This is a genomic window from Bradyrhizobium embrapense (genome assembly GCF_001189235.2).
GTDB lineage: Bacteria > Pseudomonadota > Alphaproteobacteria > Rhizobiales > Xanthobacteraceae > Bradyrhizobium > Bradyrhizobium embrapense.
This window is the reverse complement of the sequence record NZ_LFIP02000003.1, coordinates 283,411-300,051: the sequence shown is the minus strand read 5'-3', so window position 1 is coordinate 300,051 and position 16,641 is coordinate 283,411. Positions and strand designations below refer to the sequence as shown.

Genomic DNA, 16,641 nt, shown 5'->3' with positions numbered 1-16,641 from the left:
TGGCCATGCGGTAGGCAGGAGCCCGGATGAGCGACCTGCCCGACACCAACCTCCACCGCCTTCCCGACCAGCTCCGCGCCGATCTGCGCCTGGTGTTCGTCGGCACCGCGGCCAGCACGCGGTCTGCCGCGGTCGGGCACTACTACGCGCATCCCGGCAATCGATTCTGGCGCGCGCTGCATGAGGCCGGCATCACGCCGCGGCTCTATCTGCCGGATGAGTTCACCGCGCTGCTGGAACTCGGCATCGGCTTCACCGATCTCTGCAAGACCGGCGCCGGGATGGATCACGAGATTGCACGGGACTCGTTCGATGTCGTGGGCTTCAGGGCGAAGATCGAGACGTTCCGGCCGAAGACCATCGCCTTCACCAGCAGGAAGGCCGCGAGCCTGTTCTACAACAAGCCGACCAGCGCGCTTGTGCTCGGGCGGCAGCCGGCAACAAGCGGCTTTCCTGATGTGTTCGTATTGCCGTCGCCGTCAGGTGCAGCGTCCGGGCACTGGACGTTGCAGCCGTGGCGTGACCTCGCCGAGACGATCGCATAGACCTCCGGATGGAGCGACTTTCTCCGTCATTCCGGGGCGTGCTTCTTAGCGCGAGCCCCCGGAATGACGAAGCGCTATTCCTTCAACGTGATCGCAAGCCCGCTGAGATCGACATTGGCCATCAGCCCGATCTGCTTGCCGCTCAGTTCGAGCACGGCACCGTTCTGGTTGGTCAACAGGATGCCGCGCACGCCGGCGCCGAGCGCAACGCCCATGCCCGCCGCGGCGTAGACGCCGGCGATATCCTGGGCGCGGCGGATATTGCGCACCCGCCCCTGCAACGTGGTCTGCGAGCCGCCGAACACGAGGCCGTAATCCAGTCCGCCCGCCGTGAGCCCATAGGTCTGGCCGTGGAAGGTCAGGACGCCCTTGCCGGCGGAGCCGCCGAAGATCCAGCCGCCCTTGAAGATGACGAGCGTCACCGCGCCCTCGTCGGCCAGCGCGGCGGACGATCCGGTGAGCAGCGCCAGCGCAAACAGCACGGCGCGGGCGGCGGATGACAGTCTCATGGGGAATTCTCCAGATCGAATCGCGGCAATCCGACCGGGCGGCGGCACCTCGAAATGCCGGCAAAACACGCGGGATTGCGCTTGTTCATGTTGTCGCGGAGTCTATCATCGGCCACGCAGCCACGCGACCATCGGCGCATGTGCGCCCACCGCTTTGCGCCATCGCTGAGGAGTTTGCGCAACAGGGACCCGCACCGATGCACGATTTCACCCCAGTTTCCGGCTTCGCCGGCGGCGCACTGATCGGCCTCGCCGCCGCGCTCCTGATGCTGTTGACCGGGCGGATCGCAGGGGTCACCGGCATCGTCGGCGGCCTGCTCCAGCCCGGTACCGCCGACCGCTTCTGGCGCATCGCGTTCATCGCGGGACTGATCGCGGCGCCCCTGATCGCGGCGCTATTCGGCGCGCCGCTGCCGCGGCCGGCGATGAATGCGAGCCTCGTGGTGACCGCGATCGCAGGCCTGCTGGTCGGATTCGGCACAAGGATGGGCAATGGCTGCACCTCGGGCCACGGCGTCTGCGGCTTCGCACGGCTGTCCGGCCGCTCGATCGTGGCGACGTTCATCTTCATGACGGCGGCGATCATCACGGTCGCCATCGTCAGGCACGGGATCGGAGGCTAGCCATGCCGGTTCTTGCAAGCTTCGTGTGCGGGCTGATCTTCGGCGCGGGCCTGCTGATCTCGGGCATGACCGATCCGCAGAAGGTGCTCGGCTTCCTCGATCTGTTCGGCGCCTGGGATGCGACGCTCGCCTTCGTGATGGCGGGTGCGGTCGCGGTCGCAGCAACCGGCTTTGCGATCGCGCGGCGGCGCACCGCGCCCGCCTTCTCGGCGCGCTTCCTCTGGCCTGACCGCAACGACATCGATGCGCCGCTGGTCGGGGGCGCAATCCTGTTCGGCATCGGCTGGGGCCTCGCCGGCATCTGCCCCGGCCCCGCATTGGTCAATCTTGCCGGGCTCTCGCTGCCGATCGTGGTGTTCGTCATCGCGATGCTGGCCGGCATGATCGGCCAGAATCTGCTCGGCAAGAATCTCTGGCGCCGGCGTGCCGCTTCGCCGCGCGCCATCGAACCTTCTCCCCTTCCATCTCGCGCAGACGGGTGACCTCATGACAGAAAACACAGCGATCAAGCACTTCCCTCCTCCGCCCGGCATCCAGGCGCCGCCGCTCTCGTTCGGCGCCCGCGTCGGCGATCTCCTGTTCATCTCGGGCATTCCCGGCTTCGACGCCAACCGCGAGCTGCCCGACGGTTTCGAGGCGCAGTTCGCCAATGTCGTGACCAATTTCAAACGCGTGCTGAATGAAGCGGGCGCGACGATGCGCGATCTCGTCAAGGTCAACGTGCTGCTGACCCGCGCCAGCGACGTCGCCACGATGAACGCGCTCTATGCCGGCGCGTTTGGCCCCGCGCCCTATCCCGCCCGCACCACCTGCGTCGTGGTGGCGCTGCCCAATCCGAAGATGCTGATCGAGATCGAGGGCGTCGCGTCGGTGAAGGGGTGATCTCCGCACGCTCAGTGTCGCCCCGGCGAAGGCCGGGACGACGATGTGGGAAGAGCGGCGCGTGATCCTCCTCGCGCATCGCGCTCCTGCCGCTAGAATAACGAGCCCTGCCCGTCGTCCTCGCGCACCGGCGTCTTGCGCGGCGCGGCCTTCTTCGGCGCCGGCGCATCCTCCGCTGCGATCTCCTCGGCGGTCATCGGCAGCAGCAATTGTGCGTCGTCGTTGGCGACGGCGTTGACGCGCATCGTCACCTGGTGCCAGGCGAACTCGCCGACGTCGGGCCCCTTCAGCATCGGCATCACGTCGTCGACATCGTTGGGCAGGCAGTCGAGCCAGCGCGCGAATTGCTCGGGCCGGATCGTGACCGGCACGCGGTGATGCAGTTGCGCGAGGTCGGGACTCGCGGGTGCGGTGACGATCGCGACCGTGTCCTGCTCCTCGCCGTTCGGTCCCATCCAGGTCTCGGCCAGCGCGGCGAAGGCGAGCGGATGGCCGTCGCGGCGATGGATGAAGAACGGCCGCTTGCGGCCGCCGGCATCCTGCCATTCGTAATAGCCGTCGGCCGGGATCAGCGCGCGGCGCCGCTTGATCGCGTTCTTGAAGGCCGGCTTCTCTCGCACCGTTTCGGAGCGGGCGTTGATCAAAAGCGAGAACGTGCGGGGATCCTTGACCCAGGACGGGATCAGGCCCCAGCGCATCAATTGAAAATGCCGGCCGCCATTCTGCAGCAGCACGACGGGGATCGGCTGGGTCGGCGCAACATTATACCGCGGCGGAAAATTCGGCTGCTCGATGTAGCCGAACATCTCTCGCAAGGCCGCCGGCGGCGAGGTAATGACAAAGCGTCCGCACATATCCTGTCCCGGGTGGTATCCGTTTATTCCGCCTTAACTTGGACCGTTAAAGACTGCGACCAATGACCTCAACGGCCGCCATAGCGGGCTCTTCCCCGCGACCGACGTACCCCGACGAGGCGCGGGCGGCGCAGTTGCGCGCCGCCAACATCAATCCCCGCACCGGGCTTGCGACCGACTACCTCAATCACTTCAACGAAGCCATCATGTTGCTGGAGATGGTCCCGGACCTGCCGGAATGCGCCGACGATTTCCTGGAATGGCAGCCGCTGTCCTATGCCGAGCATTTCACCGCGTCCAATTTCAAGGCACGCGACCTCGCGATCGAGGCCTATGAGATGGCGAACGCCAGTATCCGGGCCGAATTCGATCAGCTCACCGACAGCATGACCAGGATCCTGACCGAGGTCGGCGCCGCGATGCGGCAATTGCACCAGGACAAGAGCCGGGTCGCGCTCGCCGAGCAGGCGATCGTCTGGGTCAAGCCGCTGGTGATGCAGACGGCCGGTGTCATCAACGGCGCCGCAGAGGCCGATGTCGAGAGCATCATGGCGGGCGCCTGATTTATCGGGCATGATGGCCGTCAAAACTGGTTGTCGTCTTGAGCCCTCCCGAACCTCCGATCCGCCCGCAGCTCGCCGTCTCCGGCGTGATTTTCCGCGACGGCAAGGTGCTGCTGGTGCGCCGCGCCCGCTCGCCGGGCAAGGGCTTCTATTCGCTGCCCGGCGGCCGGGTCGAGTTCGGCGAGACCCTGCACACCGCCCTGCACCGGGAGATCGACGAGGAGACGGGCCTCAGGGTCGAGATAGTGGGGTTGGCCGGCTGGCGCGAGGTGCTGCCGACCGGCCCCGCCACCGGGCACTATCTGATCATGACGTTCGCGGCGCGCTGGGCCTTCCGCGAGCCCGTGCTGAACGACGAGCACGACGATTTCAAATGGCTGGCGCCGGAACAGATCGGCGATCTCAAGGTCACCGGGGGGCTGCACGAGGTCATTGCGGCCGCCTGGCGGCTGGTTTGAGGGCCGTGTCGGCGCTTTGGACCCGTCCTGCCGCCTTGCCTCGGGCGCATTGAGGGGGCATACCACGGCGATTCCGGAACCCCTGATGATCAGAGCCTTTCTCGCCGTTGTGATCCTGATGTCGGCATGCCTCGCGACGCCCGCCCGGGCGCAGGACGCGGCTGCGCCGTTCGACGGCGACCTGCAGCGGCTGGCTGAGATCCTCGGCGCCCTGCACTATCTGCGCGGCATCTGCGGCTCCAACGAGGGCGCCAAATGGCGCAACGAGATGCAGGCCCTGATCGATGCCGAAACCCCCTCCGGCGACCGCCGCGCCCGCATGGTTGCGGGCTTCAACCGCGGCTATAACAGCTTCCAGCAGACCTACCGGACCTGCACCCCCGCGGCCTCCGTGGCGATCCGCCGCTACATCGAGGAAGGCTCAAAAATCTCGCGCGACCTGACGGCTCGCTATGCCAACTGACCGCGCGATCTTCTTCGACCTCGACGGCACCCTGACCGACCCGAAGCCCGGCATCACCGGCTCGATCCAGTATGCGCTGGGCAAGCTCGGCCGCCCGGTTCCCTCGCAGGACGAACTGACCTGGTGCATCGGGCCGCCGCTGCGGGCGAGCTTTGCGATGCTGCTCGGCGGCGAGGAACTCGCCGACCGCGCCGTCGAACTGTACCGCGAGCGATTCGGCGACGTCGGGCTGTTCGAGAACAGCGTCTATCCCGATATCGCCGACGTGCTGGCGGCGCTGCGGCAGGCGCCGGGGCGCATCTTCGTCGCGACCTCGAAGCCGCACGTGTTCGCGACCCGGATCGTCGCGCATTTCGGCTTGAGCAGCTATTTCGACCACGTGTTCGGCTCCGAGCTCGACGGAACGCGGGTCAACAAGGTCGACCTGCTGGCCTATGCGCTGGCGCAGACCGGGACCGATCCGGCGCATGCCGTGATGATCGGCGACCGCAGCCACGACGTGATCGGGGCCGTCAGCAACGGCATCCGCGCGGTCGGCGTCACCTATGGCTACGGCACGCCGGAGGAGCTGACCTCGGCCGGCGCCAGCCACCTGTGCGCCTCGCCGCGCGCGGTGCTGGATCATATCCACAGCTCATTTGGCTGATCGCGGCGGCGACGTCCGAAATTCCCCTTTAAATGCCGTGGTGGGCGTTAACCTTTTCGAAAGATGTGGGCTAGGCGGTACCCGCATGCGTGGTACATCTCGCGCGTCGCAGTGGTTCGCTCCCCGGACCGCGCGCATCCATTTTGCAGAGTTTCATGCGCCATCCAGCGTCCTTTCCCCATCACCAAGACCCGCGTCCCGATCACGAACAGAAGCAAGCCGCGCTGGGCTACCTGAACGAGGCCTGGGCGGAAGCGCGTCACGACGGTGTCGATGGCGACTGCCTCGCGCAGGCGAGCCTGTTTGCGGCGCTCGCCGAGCTGGTCGGCACCTATGGCGAGGATGCGGTGGCGAAGTTCGCCGAGGGCCTCGCCGCGCGGGTGCGCAACGGCGAGTTCTCGCTGGCATTGGCCCGGCAGTAATCCAATCCGCTACGGCTTGAGAGTCTCCAGGAAGCGGACCGGCTCGCCAGTCGACGGCGTCGTGACTTCGCCCTGCCACATCACCCGCTTGCCGCGCACGAAGGTGCCGACCGGCCAGCCCTGCACGCGCACGCCGTCATACGGCGTCCAGGCGGCGCGCGAGGCGATCCATTTGTTGGTGATGGTCTCGCTGCGCTTCAGATCGACCACGGTGAAGTCGGCATCATAGCCCGCCGCGATGCGGCCCTTGCGGGCGATGTTGAACAACCGCGCCGGACCCGCACTGGTGAGATCGACGAAGCGCGCCAGCGACAGCCGCCCGGCGTTGACGTGATCGAGCATCAAGGGCACCAGCGTCTGCACGCCGGTCATGCCCGACGGCGAGGCCGGATAGGTCTTCTCCTTCTCCTCCAGCGTATGCGGCGCGTGGTCCGAGCCGAGCACGTCGATGATGCCCTGCTCGATGCCGTACCAGATGCCGGCGCGATGATCGGCCGAGCGCACCGGCGGGTTCATCTGCGCCAGCGTGCCGAGCCGCTCGTAGCATTCCGGCGCGGCCATGGTGAGGTGGTGCGGCGTTGCCTCGCAGGAGGCGACATCCTTGTGGTCGCGCAGATACAGGATCTCTTCCTTGGTCGAGATGTGCAGCACATGGATGCGCTTGCCGGTCTCGCGCGCGAGATTGACCAGACGCTCGGTCGCCATCAGCGCCGCGGTCTCGTCGCGCCACACCGGATGCGAGCGCGGATCGCCCTCGATCCGCAGCGGCTTGCGCTCGTTCAACCGATACTCGTCCTCGGCGTGGAACGCGGCGCGGCGCCGGATCACCTGGAAGATCCGCCGCAGGCTCTCGTCGTCCTCGACCAAGAGCGCACCGGTGGACGAGCCGATGAACACCTTGACGCCGGCGCAGCCCGGCGCCCGCTCGAGCTCCGGCAGGTCCTGCACGTTCTCGCGGGTGCCGCCGATGAAGAAGGCGAAATCGCAATGCATGCGATGGTGACCGCGCTTGATCTTGTCGGTGAACGCTTCTTCGGTGACCGTCAGCGGGTTGGTATTCGGCATCTCGAACACCGCGGTGACGCCGCCCATTACGGCACTGCGCGAGCCGGTCTCGAGATCTTCCTTCTGCGTCAGCCCGGGCTCACGGAAATGCACCTGGGTGTCCATCACGCCGGGCAGGATGTGCAGGCCCTTGCAGTCGATCACCTCGCCGGCCGAGGCCTGGCTGAGCGAGCCGATCGCGGCGATGCGGCCGTTCGTGACGCCGACATCGCGCACGCCCTCGCCGTCCTGATTGACCACGGTGCCGGATTTTAGAATGGTGTCAAAATGCTGATTCATCGGTCCTCGGCGCCCGCTTTCGGGTGTCGCGCGGGCCTTGTTCGGCGCATTGTAGCGCCTTAGCTAGGCTGGGGATATCCGCGCGGACCGCGTTTCCCAAGGAACTTGGAAAAGAGCGAATTTTGCTAATGAAAGCAGCGTTTCTTCCAGATCGGGGCGTGATCAAGGTCTCTGGCGAGGACGCCCGCAACTTCCTCAACGGCCTCATCACGACCGATGTCGAGCAACTGGCCCCGGGACAGGCCCGGTTCGGCGCGCTGCTGACGCCGCAGGGCAAGATCATCGTCGACTTCCTGATCACCGAGATACCCACAGGTCATGGCGGCGGCTTCCTGATCGATGCGCCGCGCGCGCTCGCCAAGGGGCTTGCCGACAAGCTCGGCTTCTACAAGCTGCGCGCCAAGGTCGTGGTCGAGAACCTCTCCGACAGCCTTGGCGTGCTGGCCGCCTGGGATGGCGAGCCCGCGGCGATTCCCGATCTCGCCTTCGCCGATCCGCGCAACGCGGCGCTCGGCTGGCGCGTCCTGATCCCGGAAGATCTCAAGCAGAAACTCGCTGACCTGATCGGCGCCGATCTCGTCGACAGCGGCGCATATGAAGCGCATCGGATCGCGACCGGCGTGCCGCGCGGCGGGCTCGACTTCATCTATGGCGACGCCTTCCCGCACGAGACCAATATGGACCGCCTCAACGGCGTCGATTTCGACAAGGGCTGCTATGTCGGCCAGGAAGTCGTGTCGCGCATGCAGCATCGCGGCACGGCGCGCACGCGCACGGTGAAGATCATTCTCGACGGCCCCGCCCCCGAGACCGGCGCGACGATCCAGGCCGGCAACAAGCAGGTCGGCACCATGGGCTCGACCGCCGGCGAGAAAGGCCTCGCGCTGGTGCGTATCGACCGCGTTGCCGATGCGCTCGACGCCGGCCTGCCGCTGACCGCGGGAGGGCTCGCGCTTCATCTCGCCGATCCTGATGCTGTCCGCATCACCCCTAAGAAGACCGTTGCATGAGTCGTACCGCACAGCTGCATCCTGACGGCAAGACGCGCTGCCCTTGGCCGGGCGAGGACGCGTTCTACGTCGCCTATCACGACAATGAATGGGGCGTGCCGGAATATGACGACCGTGCGCTCTACGAAAAGCTGATCCTCGACGGCTTCCAGGCCGGCCTGTCCTGGATCACGATCCTGCGCAAGCGCGACAACTTCCGCAAAGCCTTCGACGATTTCCAGCCCGAGAAGATCGCGCGCTACACCGACAAGAAGGTGCATGCGCTGATGAACGACGCCGGCATCGTTCGTAACCGCGCCAAGATCGAAGGCACGATCGCGAGCGCGAAGGGCTATCTGGAGATCATGGAGAAGGGTCCCGGCTTCTCGAAATTCCTGTGGGACTTCGTCGACGGCAAGCCGAAGGTCAATCAGTTCAAGACCACCGCGAGCGTGCCGGCCTCGACGCCGGTCTCGATCAAGGTCTCCAAGGAGCTCGGCGCGCGCGGCTTCAAGTTCGTCGGCCCCACCATCGTCTATGCCTTCATGCAGGCAACCGGCATGGTCAACGATCACCTCGTGACCTGCTTCTGCCACGAGGCCTGCAGCGGCAAGCTCCGCATGCCGCGGCTCAAGAAGAAATGACGGCACGCAGATCGACGGAGACGACCCGCGCCTGGCAGCGGATGTTGTCGGGGCGCCGGCTGGACCTGCTCGACCCGTCGCCGCTCGATATCGAGATCGTCGACATCGCGCACGGCCTGGCGCGAGTCGCGCGCTGGAATGGACAGACCTCCGGCGCGCACATCTTCTCAGTAGCCCAGCACACGCTGCTGGTCGAAGCCGTGATGCGCCAGCAGACGCCGCGCGTCGATATCAGCCATCGGCTCGCCGCACTGCTGCACGACGCGCCCGAATACGTCATCGGCGACATGATCTCGCCGTTCAAAGCGGTGCTGGCCGGTGAATACAAGGTGGTGGAAAAGCGGCTGCTGTCGGCGATCCATATCCGCTTCGGCCTGCCGGCGGTGCTGGCGGACGAGATCACCCTGCAGATCAAGGCCGCCGATCGTGGCGCAGCCTATCTGGAGGCGACGCATCTGGCGGGCTTTTCGCAGGCCGAAGCCAAGCGGTTGTTCGGCCGCGACCCGGAATTGCCGGAAGCGACCGAGCGCGACTATCTGACGCCCTGGACCGCAGCGAGGGCCGAAAAGCAGTTCCTCGAACGCTTCAAGGCATTGCACGCATCGTAGGCGTGCGGCGCGTAGCGTGCTGCCGGTTGCGCCGCAAAACGCAGCGCGGGCATCGCGCCGCGTACCTTTGCCCGCCGGGGAGCAGCCGTTATAATCGGGCGTACCGATAGCCAAGGACCATCATGCTTCACGTCTGCTCGCTTGCCGCGCTCTCCGACACGGTTCGTGCCACCGGCGCCAGCCACGTGCTGACCGTGATGGCCAATGTCGACCAGGTGCAGCGGCCGCCCTCCGTGCTTCCGGCCAACCACCTGAAGGTGTCGATGGACGACATCGTCGAACAGATGGACGGATTCGTTGCGCCGAACGAGACGCATATCGAGCGGGTGCTCGCCTTCGTGCGCGGCTGGGATCGCCGCGCGCCGATGGTGGTGCATTGCTACGCCGGCATCAGCCGCTCGACCGCCAGCGCCTTCGCCACGGTCTGCGCGCTCAATCCGCACCGCGACGAAATGTCCATCGCCCGGCTGATCCGCGCGGCCTCGCCGATCGCAGCGCCCAACCGGCTGATCGTCAGCCTCGCCGACAAGGCGCTGGGGCGCGAGGGCCGGATGCTGCGCGCACTCGATGCGATGGGCCCCGGCAGCATGAGCGTCGAGGGCCGACCCTTCCACATCGATCTGGAATAGCCAGAGCCTGCCAGGCCGGTGGCTTGAACTTCCAGTCCTCTCAACTGCACTACTAGGTTGCGACGGGCGGCCGGCTGGCCGATGGTCCGGCGCGTCCCGCCGGAGGCCCGATGTTCGATTCGCCGTTCGATTTCCTCACGCTTGTCATCGCCATTGTCGCGATCATTTTCGCGCGCAAGGCGCTGGGCCAGATTGCGGTGCTGCAGCGTCGGCTGGATGCGATCGAGGCCGCAGGCGTATCCGCCGCGCGGACGGCCGCGCCGCCGCCACTGGCGCCGCTCGAGGCGTTCGAGCAGACGCTGCCGGCAGCGCCTCCCATCGCGCCGCCGCCGCTCCCCGAGATGGCTGCTCGCGAGCCGGCCGCGCATGCAGAGGCAGCCGCAGACGCGGCAAGCGCCGCCCCGCCGCCGCTGCCAGAGCCGCCCGCCCCACAGCAAGCGGCGCCCGGCTTCGAGGAGACGCTCGGCACGCGCTGGGTGGTGTGGATCGGCGGCCTGACGCTGGCGCTCGGCGGCTTCTTCATGGTGCGCTATTCGATCGAGGCCGGGCTGCTCGGCCCCGGCGTACGCACGATGCTCGCCGCGCTGTTTGCGCTCGCTTTGCTCGGCGCCAGCGAGTGGACGCGGCGCAGGGAAAGCATCTCCAGCATCGCGGCACTGCCGGTCGCCAACATTCCGGCGATCCTCACCGCGGCCGGCACCGCGGTGGCGTTCGCCACGGTCTATGCCGCCTACGCGCTGTACGACTTCCTCGCGCCGGCAACCGCCTTCATCCTGCTCGGCATGGTCGCACTCGGCACGCTCGCGGCCGCGCTGCTGCACGGGCCAGCACTGGCCGGGCTCGGCATCGTTGGTGCCTTCGTCACTCCGATCCTGGTTTCATCCGACAAGCCGGACTTCTGGTCGCTCTACATTTATCTTGCGATCGTCACCGCGGCGGCGTTCGGCCTCGCGCGGATCCGACTGTGGCGCTGGCTCGCCGTCACGACGATCGCCTTCGCGCTGCTATGGACCTTGCCATGCCTGCAATGCGGGCCGGAGATGATCGCGCCGCACGTCTTCCACGTCGTCGCGGGCTTCGTGCTGGCGGCGCTGCTGGTGGTCTGCGGTTTCATGTTCGGCCCCGACGGCGATGGCGAGGAGATCGAGCCGATCTCGTCCGGCTCGCTCGCGGCCTATCTGTTCGGCGCGACGCTGATCGTGCTCAACAGCGCCCATGCCGACAGCGCGATGATTGGCTTTGCGCTGCTGACGGCGGGCAGCCTTTTCGTCGCCGGGCGCGCGCCGGCCGCTGCCGGCGCCATCGCCGCCGCGTCGGTATTCGTCTTCATCGTGTTCGGCGAGTGGGCCGTGCGCCGCAACGTCGACATGCTGGTGCTGCCGGGCGGTGCGATCCCGGGCATCGGCCCGTCCGCGACCGATGGGTCGGTCTCGCTGCATCTCGTCACCGCGGCGCTGTTCGCGGCTGCCTTCGGCATCGCCGGCTTCCTCGCGCAATTCCGGTTTGTCACCACGAAGGTCATGGTGACCTGGGCCGCGGCAGCCGTGTTCACGCCGGTCGCACTGCTGGTCGCACTCTATGCACGCATCGCGCATCTCGATCGCTCGATCCCGTTTGCAATCCTTGCCGTGCTGCTCGCTGCGGCCTATGCCGCCGCGACCGAAGCGCTGACCCGGCGCCGCGAGCGGCCGGAACTGTCGCCTTCGATTGCGCTGTCAGCCACCGGCGCCCTCGCTTCGCTGGCGCTGGCGCTGACCTTCGCGCTCGACAAGGGCTGGCTCACCATCGCGCTGGCGCTGGTGTCGATGGGCACGGCATGGCTGTCAGTACAGCGGCCGATCCCGTTCCTGCGCTGGCTTGCCGCGATCCTGGCCAGCATCGTGGTGCTACGCATCGGCTACGAGCCGCGGATCGCGGGCGATGCCGTCGGCGCCACGCCGATCTTCAACTGGCTGCTGTGGGGCTATGGCGTTCCGGCGCTGTCATTCTGGGCGGCAAGCCATTTCCTGCGCCGCAATGGCGACGACGTCCCGCTGCGGATGGTCGAGTCCGCCGCGATCCTGTTCACGGTGCTGCTCGCCTTCATGGAGATCCGCCATGCGGTCAATGCCGGCGATGTCTATTACGCCAGTGCCGGGCTGACCGAGGTCGCATTGCAGGTCGGCGTAACGCTCGCGATGGCGATCGGGCTGGAGCGGCTGCGGCTGCGCAGCGGCAGCATCGTCCACAACGTCGGTGCGATCCTGCTCACCGCGTTCGCCGGGCTTGCCAGCCTGTTCGGGCTGCTGGGGCTCGAGAACCCGATGCTGTGGTGGCAGGACGTCGGCGGCAGCTTCATCAATCTCTTGCTGCTCGGCTACGCATTGCCGGCCGTGCTGGCGCTGCTGCTGTCCTATGCGGTGGCGGGCCATCGTCCCGCGGGCTACGCCAACACGATCGCAGCCGGCGCGCTGGTGCTAGCGCTCGCTTACGTCACGTTCGAAATCCGCAGGCTCTATCATGGACCGGTGTTGACGCGCGGCGAGACCACAGGCGCCGAGCAATACACCTATTCGATCGCCTGGCTGATGTTCGGCGTCGCGCTGCTCGGTATCGGCATCGTCGTCAACTCGCAGCGGGCGCGGCTCGCCTCCGCTGCGGTGATCGGGCTGACGATCCTGAAGGCGTTCCTGGTCGACATGTCGACGCTCACGGGCGCCTACCGGGCGCTGTCATTCATGTGCCTCGGCATCGTGCTGGTCGCGATCGGCTGGCTTTATCAGCGGATCCTGTTCCGCAGGCAGGCCGCTCCGCCTCTCCCGCAGGCTGAGGGTTGAAGTTAGTCGTCCTGAACGGCGAGCGCCTCAGTCGACGGATTCGGCAACCAGCCGAATCCTGAACACGGGCTTGCGGCTCTCGTCGAGCAGCTCCATGTGCCATTCGCTGTCTTGCTTCATGTTGCGCGAAATGCTGCCAAGGAAATTACCGCACACCTTGGTCATCTCGGCCCAGGCCACGTCACGGCTCTCGAACTCCGTCGCGTGGTCGGATGCACCAGCGTAATCGCCATCACTGATACGGAAAAAATACTGCGCCATATGACTACTCAAATCGGTATCCTCGGCATCCCGCCTGTCGGCGAACGCTAGGCTATTGAGTAGCTATCAACGCGTGGCGACCGCCATCCGTATGACTACGGCTCGGCAGCTATTCCCGCTAGCGCGCAGATGAGAAATTAGTCGGTGGAGCGGCGCAATTCCGGCGCGCTCTCGACCTTCGCTGGCTCGGCCTTGACCGGCTCGAGCTTCGCCCTTTCGACCTGCGGCGTCTCGACGCGTGACACCTCGGTCGGCGAAGCATCCGCGGACCGGGTGCGCGGGTGCAGCGAACGCGGCCGCGCCGCCGCGCGGGCCATCAGCATCTGCTGACCGCCCTGGTGATGGAAATCGCAATAGGCGAAGCCCATGCCGGAGACCGAGCCGCGGAACGTGCGGTCGTCCTGCTTGTCGAGATTGAAGCACGGTTCGAACGGAATGCCCTTCAGCGACGCGCAAACGCTCTGGCCGCGGATTTGCAGCGTATTGCCGGGCAGTCTCACGTGGCGGATCGGTCCGGAGCCGGAGAACTGGATCGAGCCCGTGGCGCCCAGATCGTCGAGGATCCGGCCGGCTCCGCGGGTACCGTCGAAACAGGTGAAGGCGAACACCTTGCCGGCGACGAACCTGCGCGCTTCATCGGCGTTCATCATGCCTGCGAATGCCGGCACGACCATTGCTCCGGCCGTGACGGCCCCCAACACCAAACGCGCAAGCATGAGCTACTCCACTTACGAGCGCGGGCACCCGCTCCTTGTTGAGCATGACCCCCGCTACCGACGCGACTCGGACGTCTGCGCGAGGAAACCCGGCCCCCCGGGATCATGCCGCAAGTCTCTTTACCCGCTGCTTACCATACCAACCGTGGCAACATTGGAGCAGCTTGGTTGGTAAAGTCTGAACGTCCTCAGACTATTTTTACCACGATCCGGCCGCGGACCTGGCCATCGAGGATTTTCGTACCATACGACATGACGTCGTCCAGGGCGATTTCATGAGTGATATCAGCCAGTTTTGCCTTATCGAGATCGCTGGCAAGGCGCCGCCAGGCGATCCTTCTGAGCTCGATCGGGCACATCACGGAATCGATGCCGAGAAGGCACACGCCGCGCAAAATGAAGGGCGCGACCGACGACGGCAGGTCCATGCCGGCCGCCAGGCCGCAAGCCGCGATGGCGCCGCCGTATTTGGTCATCGAAAGCAGATTGGCGAGCGTGGTCGACCCGACGCTGTCGACGCCGCCGGCCCAGCGCTCCTTGGCAAGCGCCTTGGGGGCACCCGACAGCTCGGCGCGGTCGATCACCTCGGCGGCGCCGAGCCCCTTGAGGTAGTCGGCCTCTGACATCCGCCCGGTCGAGGCGATGACGTGGTAGCCGAGCTTCGACAGCACGGCGATCGCGACCGAGCCGACGCCGCCGGCGGCGCCGGTCACCACCACCGGACCGCTCTTCGGCGTAAGACCGTGCTTCTCCAGCGCCAGCACCGACAGCATCGCGGTATAGCCGGCGGTGCCGACCGCCATCGCGTCACGGGCCGAGATGCCGTCCGGCAGCCGTACCAGCCAATCGCCCTTGACGCGGGCCTTTTCCGCATAGGCGCCGAGATGGGTCTCGCCCATGCCCCAGCCGTTGCAGACGACCTTGTCGCCCGCCTTCCAGTCGGGATGGCTGGATTGCTCGACGGTCCCGGCGAAATCGATGCCGGCGATCATCGGGAAGCGGCGCACCACCGGCGCCTTGCCGGTCAGCGCCAGGCCGTCCTTGTAGTTCAGCGTCGACCATTCGACGCGGACGGTGACGTCGCCGTCCATCAATTCCGCGTCGTCGAATTGGGTCAGTGCGGCGGTGGTACCCTTGTCCGCCTTGTCGATCCTGATTGCCTTGAACGTTGCCACGATGAGCACTCCCGTAATCTTGGTTTCGGGGAGTGTTTAACCCATCAGGCAGGCTGCGCAACCGGGCGCACGACGGGCTTTTCGACGATCGGCAGGTTGATCAGCGCCGACAGCACGCCGAACAGCACCGACAGCCACCAGATCGGCGTGTAGGAGCCATACTGCTCGAACACGACGCCGCCGAGCCAGACCCCGAGGAAGCCGCCCACCTGATGGCTGACGAAGGCGAAGCCGTAGAGCGTGGAGAACCAGCGGGTGCCGAACATCAGCGCCACCAGCGCCGAGGTCGGCGGCACGCTCGACAGCCACAGCAGTCCCGAGACCGCGCCGAAGGCGATTGCTGAGAACGGCGTCACCGGGAACGAGATGAAGGCGACGGTCGCCAGCGCGCGCGAAAAGTAGATCACCGAGAGCAAATAGCGCTTCGGAAAGAAGTTCTGCAGCCAGCCGACGCTGAGCGAGCCCACGATGTTGAACAGGCCGATCGCCGCGACCACCCAACCGCCGGTCGAGGCCGAAATGCCGCGATCGGCGAGATAGGCCGGCAGATGGATGGTGATGAAGGCGAGCTGGAAGCCGCAGGTGAAGAAGCCGAGCACCAGCAGCACGTAGGAGCGATGGCCGAAGGCCTCGGCCAGCGCGGTCTTGAACGATTGCTGGTCGGCGGCCGGCACCTTGCTGGTCGCGGCGGGCGGGGTCGCAAGCGCGAGCGAGAGCGGCAGGATCAGCAGCATCAGCGCGCTGAACACCACGAGCGCAGTCTGCCAGCCGAAATTGTCGATCATCGCAACGCCGAACGGCGCGAACAGGAACTGGCCGAACGAGCCGGCGGCGGTGCCGGCGCCGAGCGCAATGCCGCGCTTCTCCGGCGGCAACAGCTTGCTGAACGCCGCCAGTACCAGATTGAACGATGAGCCCGACAAACCGAAACCGATCAGCACGCCGGCGCTGATGTCGAGCGACAACGAGGTGGTCGAGTAACGCATCAGCAGCAGGCCGGCGGCATACAGCAAGGCGCCGACGATCATGACGCGCAGCAGGCCGAAGCGGTCGGCGATGGCCCCTGCGATCGGCTGGCCGAGACCCCACAACAGGTTCTGCAGCGCGATGGCAAGGCCGAACACGTCGCGGCCCCAGGCGAATTCGCGGCCCATCGGCTGCACGAAGAAGCCGAGGCTGGAGCGCGGGCCGAAACTCAACAGCGCGATCGCACAGCCGCAGACGATGATGACGAGCGGCGTGCGCCAGGTGCCGGACGTCGGTCGCAGATTCCCGGTAGTAGCGGCCATCTTGTCTCCCCCCGCAAACGCTGCGGGGGAACCGCCCCGCGAAACATTGCCAGGAGTTAATGCATCTGCATGAAAAGCCCAAGAGGCGAAGGAGAAAAATATTCGCTCGCAAGGCAGCTCTGCAGAATCCGAGAGGATGACGAGCGTCATTCCGGGGCACGGCCTGCGGGCCCGTCTTCTCCTTCCCTCTGAAAGGGGGAAGGTC

The 16,641-nt window shown here is 66.4% G+C and carries 21 protein-coding genes; 14 read left to right on the top strand and 7 right to left on the bottom strand.

Annotated elements, in window-relative coordinates:
• Positions 1–26: 26 nt before the first annotated feature.
• Positions 27–545: a mismatch-specific DNA-glycosylase gene (locus AKN83_RS15460; RefSeq protein ID WP_157113402.1), complete on the top strand. Its 519-nt coding sequence runs from the start codon at positions 27–29 to the stop codon at positions 543–545.
• A 74-nt stretch (positions 546–619) separates the two neighbouring features.
• Here the strand turns inward: AKN83_RS15460 and AKN83_RS15455 are convergent, their stop codons facing one another.
• Positions 620–1,054, bottom strand: a complete 435-nt coding sequence (locus AKN83_RS15455; protein ID WP_050403182.1) for a hypothetical protein — start codon at positions 1,052–1,054, stop codon at positions 620–622.
• A 197-nt stretch (positions 1,055–1,251) separates the two neighbouring features.
• Between AKN83_RS15455 and AKN83_RS15450 the strand changes: the two genes are divergently transcribed.
• The 3 genes from AKN83_RS15450 to AKN83_RS15440 are packed head-to-tail and all read left to right on the top strand — an operon-like array spanning position 1,252 to position 2,559.
• Positions 1,252–1,677 (top strand): YeeE/YedE family protein, encoded by a 426-nt coding sequence (locus AKN83_RS15450; protein ID WP_050403181.1) that lies wholly within the window; start codon positions 1,252–1,254, stop codon positions 1,675–1,677.
• 2 nt (positions 1,678–1,679) lie between these two features.
• The gene (locus AKN83_RS15445) at positions 1,680–2,159 is read left to right on the top strand and encodes a DUF6691 family protein (protein WP_050403180.1); all 480 of its coding nucleotides are present in this window, start codon (positions 1,680–1,682) and stop codon (positions 2,157–2,159) included.
• Positions 2,160–2,163: 4 nt separating this feature from the next.
• Positions 2,164–2,559, top strand: coding sequence for a RidA family protein (locus AKN83_RS15440; protein WP_050403179.1), 396 nt, complete (start codon positions 2,164–2,166; stop codon positions 2,557–2,559).
• 92 nt (positions 2,560–2,651) lie between these two features.
• On the opposite strand, the gene AKN83_RS15435 is transcribed toward AKN83_RS15440, so the two are convergent.
• On the bottom strand, positions 2,652–3,413 hold the full coding sequence (locus tag AKN83_RS15435; protein ID WP_050403178.1) for an SOS response-associated peptidase: 762 nt from the start codon (positions 3,411–3,413) through the stop codon (positions 2,652–2,654).
• 62 nt (positions 3,414–3,475) lie between these two features.
• Between AKN83_RS15435 and AKN83_RS15430 the strand changes: the two genes are divergently transcribed.
• The 5 genes from AKN83_RS15430 (at position 3,476) to AKN83_RS15410 (ending at position 5,965) form a co-directional block, all read left to right on the top strand.
• Positions 3,476–3,976: a hypothetical protein gene (locus AKN83_RS15430; protein ID WP_050403177.1), complete on the top strand. Its 501-nt coding sequence runs from the start codon at positions 3,476–3,478 to the stop codon at positions 3,974–3,976.
• 38 nt (positions 3,977–4,014) lie between these two features.
• A complete protein-coding gene (locus AKN83_RS15425; RefSeq protein ID WP_050403176.1) occupies positions 4,015–4,434 on the top strand; it encodes an NUDIX hydrolase in 420 nt (139 codons plus the stop codon).
• Between the two features lie 85 nt (positions 4,435–4,519).
• Positions 4,520–4,897, top strand: a complete 378-nt coding sequence (locus AKN83_RS15420; protein ID WP_050403175.1) for a TIGR02301 family protein — start codon at positions 4,520–4,522, stop codon at positions 4,895–4,897.
• Positions 4,887–5,543, top strand: a complete 657-nt coding sequence (locus AKN83_RS15415; protein WP_050403174.1) for an HAD family hydrolase — start codon at positions 4,887–4,889, stop codon at positions 5,541–5,543. The genes AKN83_RS15420 and AKN83_RS15415 overlap by 11 nt, the downstream gene beginning before the upstream one ends.
• Before the next feature lie 155 nt (positions 5,544–5,698).
• Positions 5,699–5,965 (top strand): hypothetical protein, encoded by a 267-nt coding sequence (locus tag AKN83_RS15410; protein ID WP_028332620.1) that lies wholly within the window; start codon positions 5,699–5,701, stop codon positions 5,963–5,965.
• A 9-nt stretch (positions 5,966–5,974) separates the two neighbouring features.
• Here the strand turns inward: AKN83_RS15410 and AKN83_RS15405 are convergent, their stop codons facing one another.
• Positions 5,975–7,309, bottom strand: a complete 1,335-nt coding sequence (locus AKN83_RS15405; RefSeq protein ID WP_050403173.1) for a dihydroorotase — start codon at positions 7,307–7,309, stop codon at positions 5,975–5,977.
• Between the two features lie 128 nt (positions 7,310–7,437).
• Between AKN83_RS15405 and ygfZ the strand changes: the two genes are divergently transcribed.
• The 5 genes from ygfZ to AKN83_RS15380 all read left to right on the top strand — a co-directional run bounded on the left by ygfZ (position 7,438) and on the right by AKN83_RS15380 (position 12,995).
• Complete coding sequence (gene ygfZ / locus AKN83_RS15400) at positions 7,438–8,319, top strand: CAF17-like 4Fe-4S cluster assembly/insertion protein YgfZ (protein WP_050403172.1); 882 nt, start codon at positions 7,438–7,440, stop codon at positions 8,317–8,319.
• The gene (locus AKN83_RS15395; RefSeq protein ID WP_050403171.1) at positions 8,316–8,942 is read left to right on the top strand and encodes a DNA-3-methyladenine glycosylase I; all 627 of its coding nucleotides are present in this window, start codon (positions 8,316–8,318) and stop codon (positions 8,940–8,942) included. The genes ygfZ and AKN83_RS15395 overlap by 4 nt, the downstream gene beginning before the upstream one ends.
• Positions 8,939–9,550: a YfbR-like 5'-deoxynucleotidase gene (locus AKN83_RS15390; RefSeq protein WP_050403170.1), complete on the top strand. Its 612-nt coding sequence runs from the start codon at positions 8,939–8,941 to the stop codon at positions 9,548–9,550. Before AKN83_RS15395 ends, AKN83_RS15390 begins: the two co-directional genes overlap by 4 nt.
• Positions 9,551–9,672: 122 nt before the next feature.
• On the top strand, positions 9,673–10,179 hold the full coding sequence (locus AKN83_RS15385; protein ID WP_050403169.1) for a tyrosine phosphatase family protein: 507 nt from the start codon (positions 9,673–9,675) through the stop codon (positions 10,177–10,179).
• A 110-nt stretch (positions 10,180–10,289) separates the two neighbouring features.
• A complete protein-coding gene (locus AKN83_RS15380) occupies positions 10,290–12,995 on the top strand; it encodes a DUF2339 domain-containing protein (protein ID WP_050403168.1) in 2,706 nt (901 codons plus the stop codon).
• Positions 12,996–13,022: 27 nt separating this feature from the next.
• On the opposite strand, the gene AKN83_RS15375 is transcribed toward AKN83_RS15380, so the two are convergent.
• The 4 genes from AKN83_RS15375 to AKN83_RS15360 all read right to left on the bottom strand — a co-directional run bounded on the left by AKN83_RS15375 (position 13,023) and on the right by AKN83_RS15360 (position 16,436).
• A complete protein-coding gene (locus tag AKN83_RS15375) occupies positions 13,023–13,256 on the bottom strand; it encodes a DUF6894 family protein (protein ID WP_050403167.1) in 234 nt (77 codons plus the stop codon).
• A gap of 137 nt (positions 13,257–13,393) precedes the next feature.
• The gene (locus tag AKN83_RS15370; RefSeq protein ID WP_050403166.1) at positions 13,394–13,972 is read right to left on the bottom strand and encodes a hypothetical protein; all 579 of its coding nucleotides are present in this window, start codon (positions 13,970–13,972) and stop codon (positions 13,394–13,396) included.
• A 188-nt stretch (positions 13,973–14,160) separates the two neighbouring features.
• The gene (acuI, locus tag AKN83_RS15365; RefSeq protein ID WP_050403246.1) at positions 14,161–15,147 is read right to left on the bottom strand and encodes an acrylyl-CoA reductase (NADPH); all 987 of its coding nucleotides are present in this window, start codon (positions 15,145–15,147) and stop codon (positions 14,161–14,163) included.
• A gap of 44 nt (positions 15,148–15,191) precedes the next feature.
• A complete protein-coding gene (locus AKN83_RS15360; protein ID WP_050403165.1) occupies positions 15,192–16,436 on the bottom strand; it encodes an MFS transporter in 1,245 nt (414 codons plus the stop codon).
• Positions 16,437–16,641 lie beyond the last annotated feature (205 nt).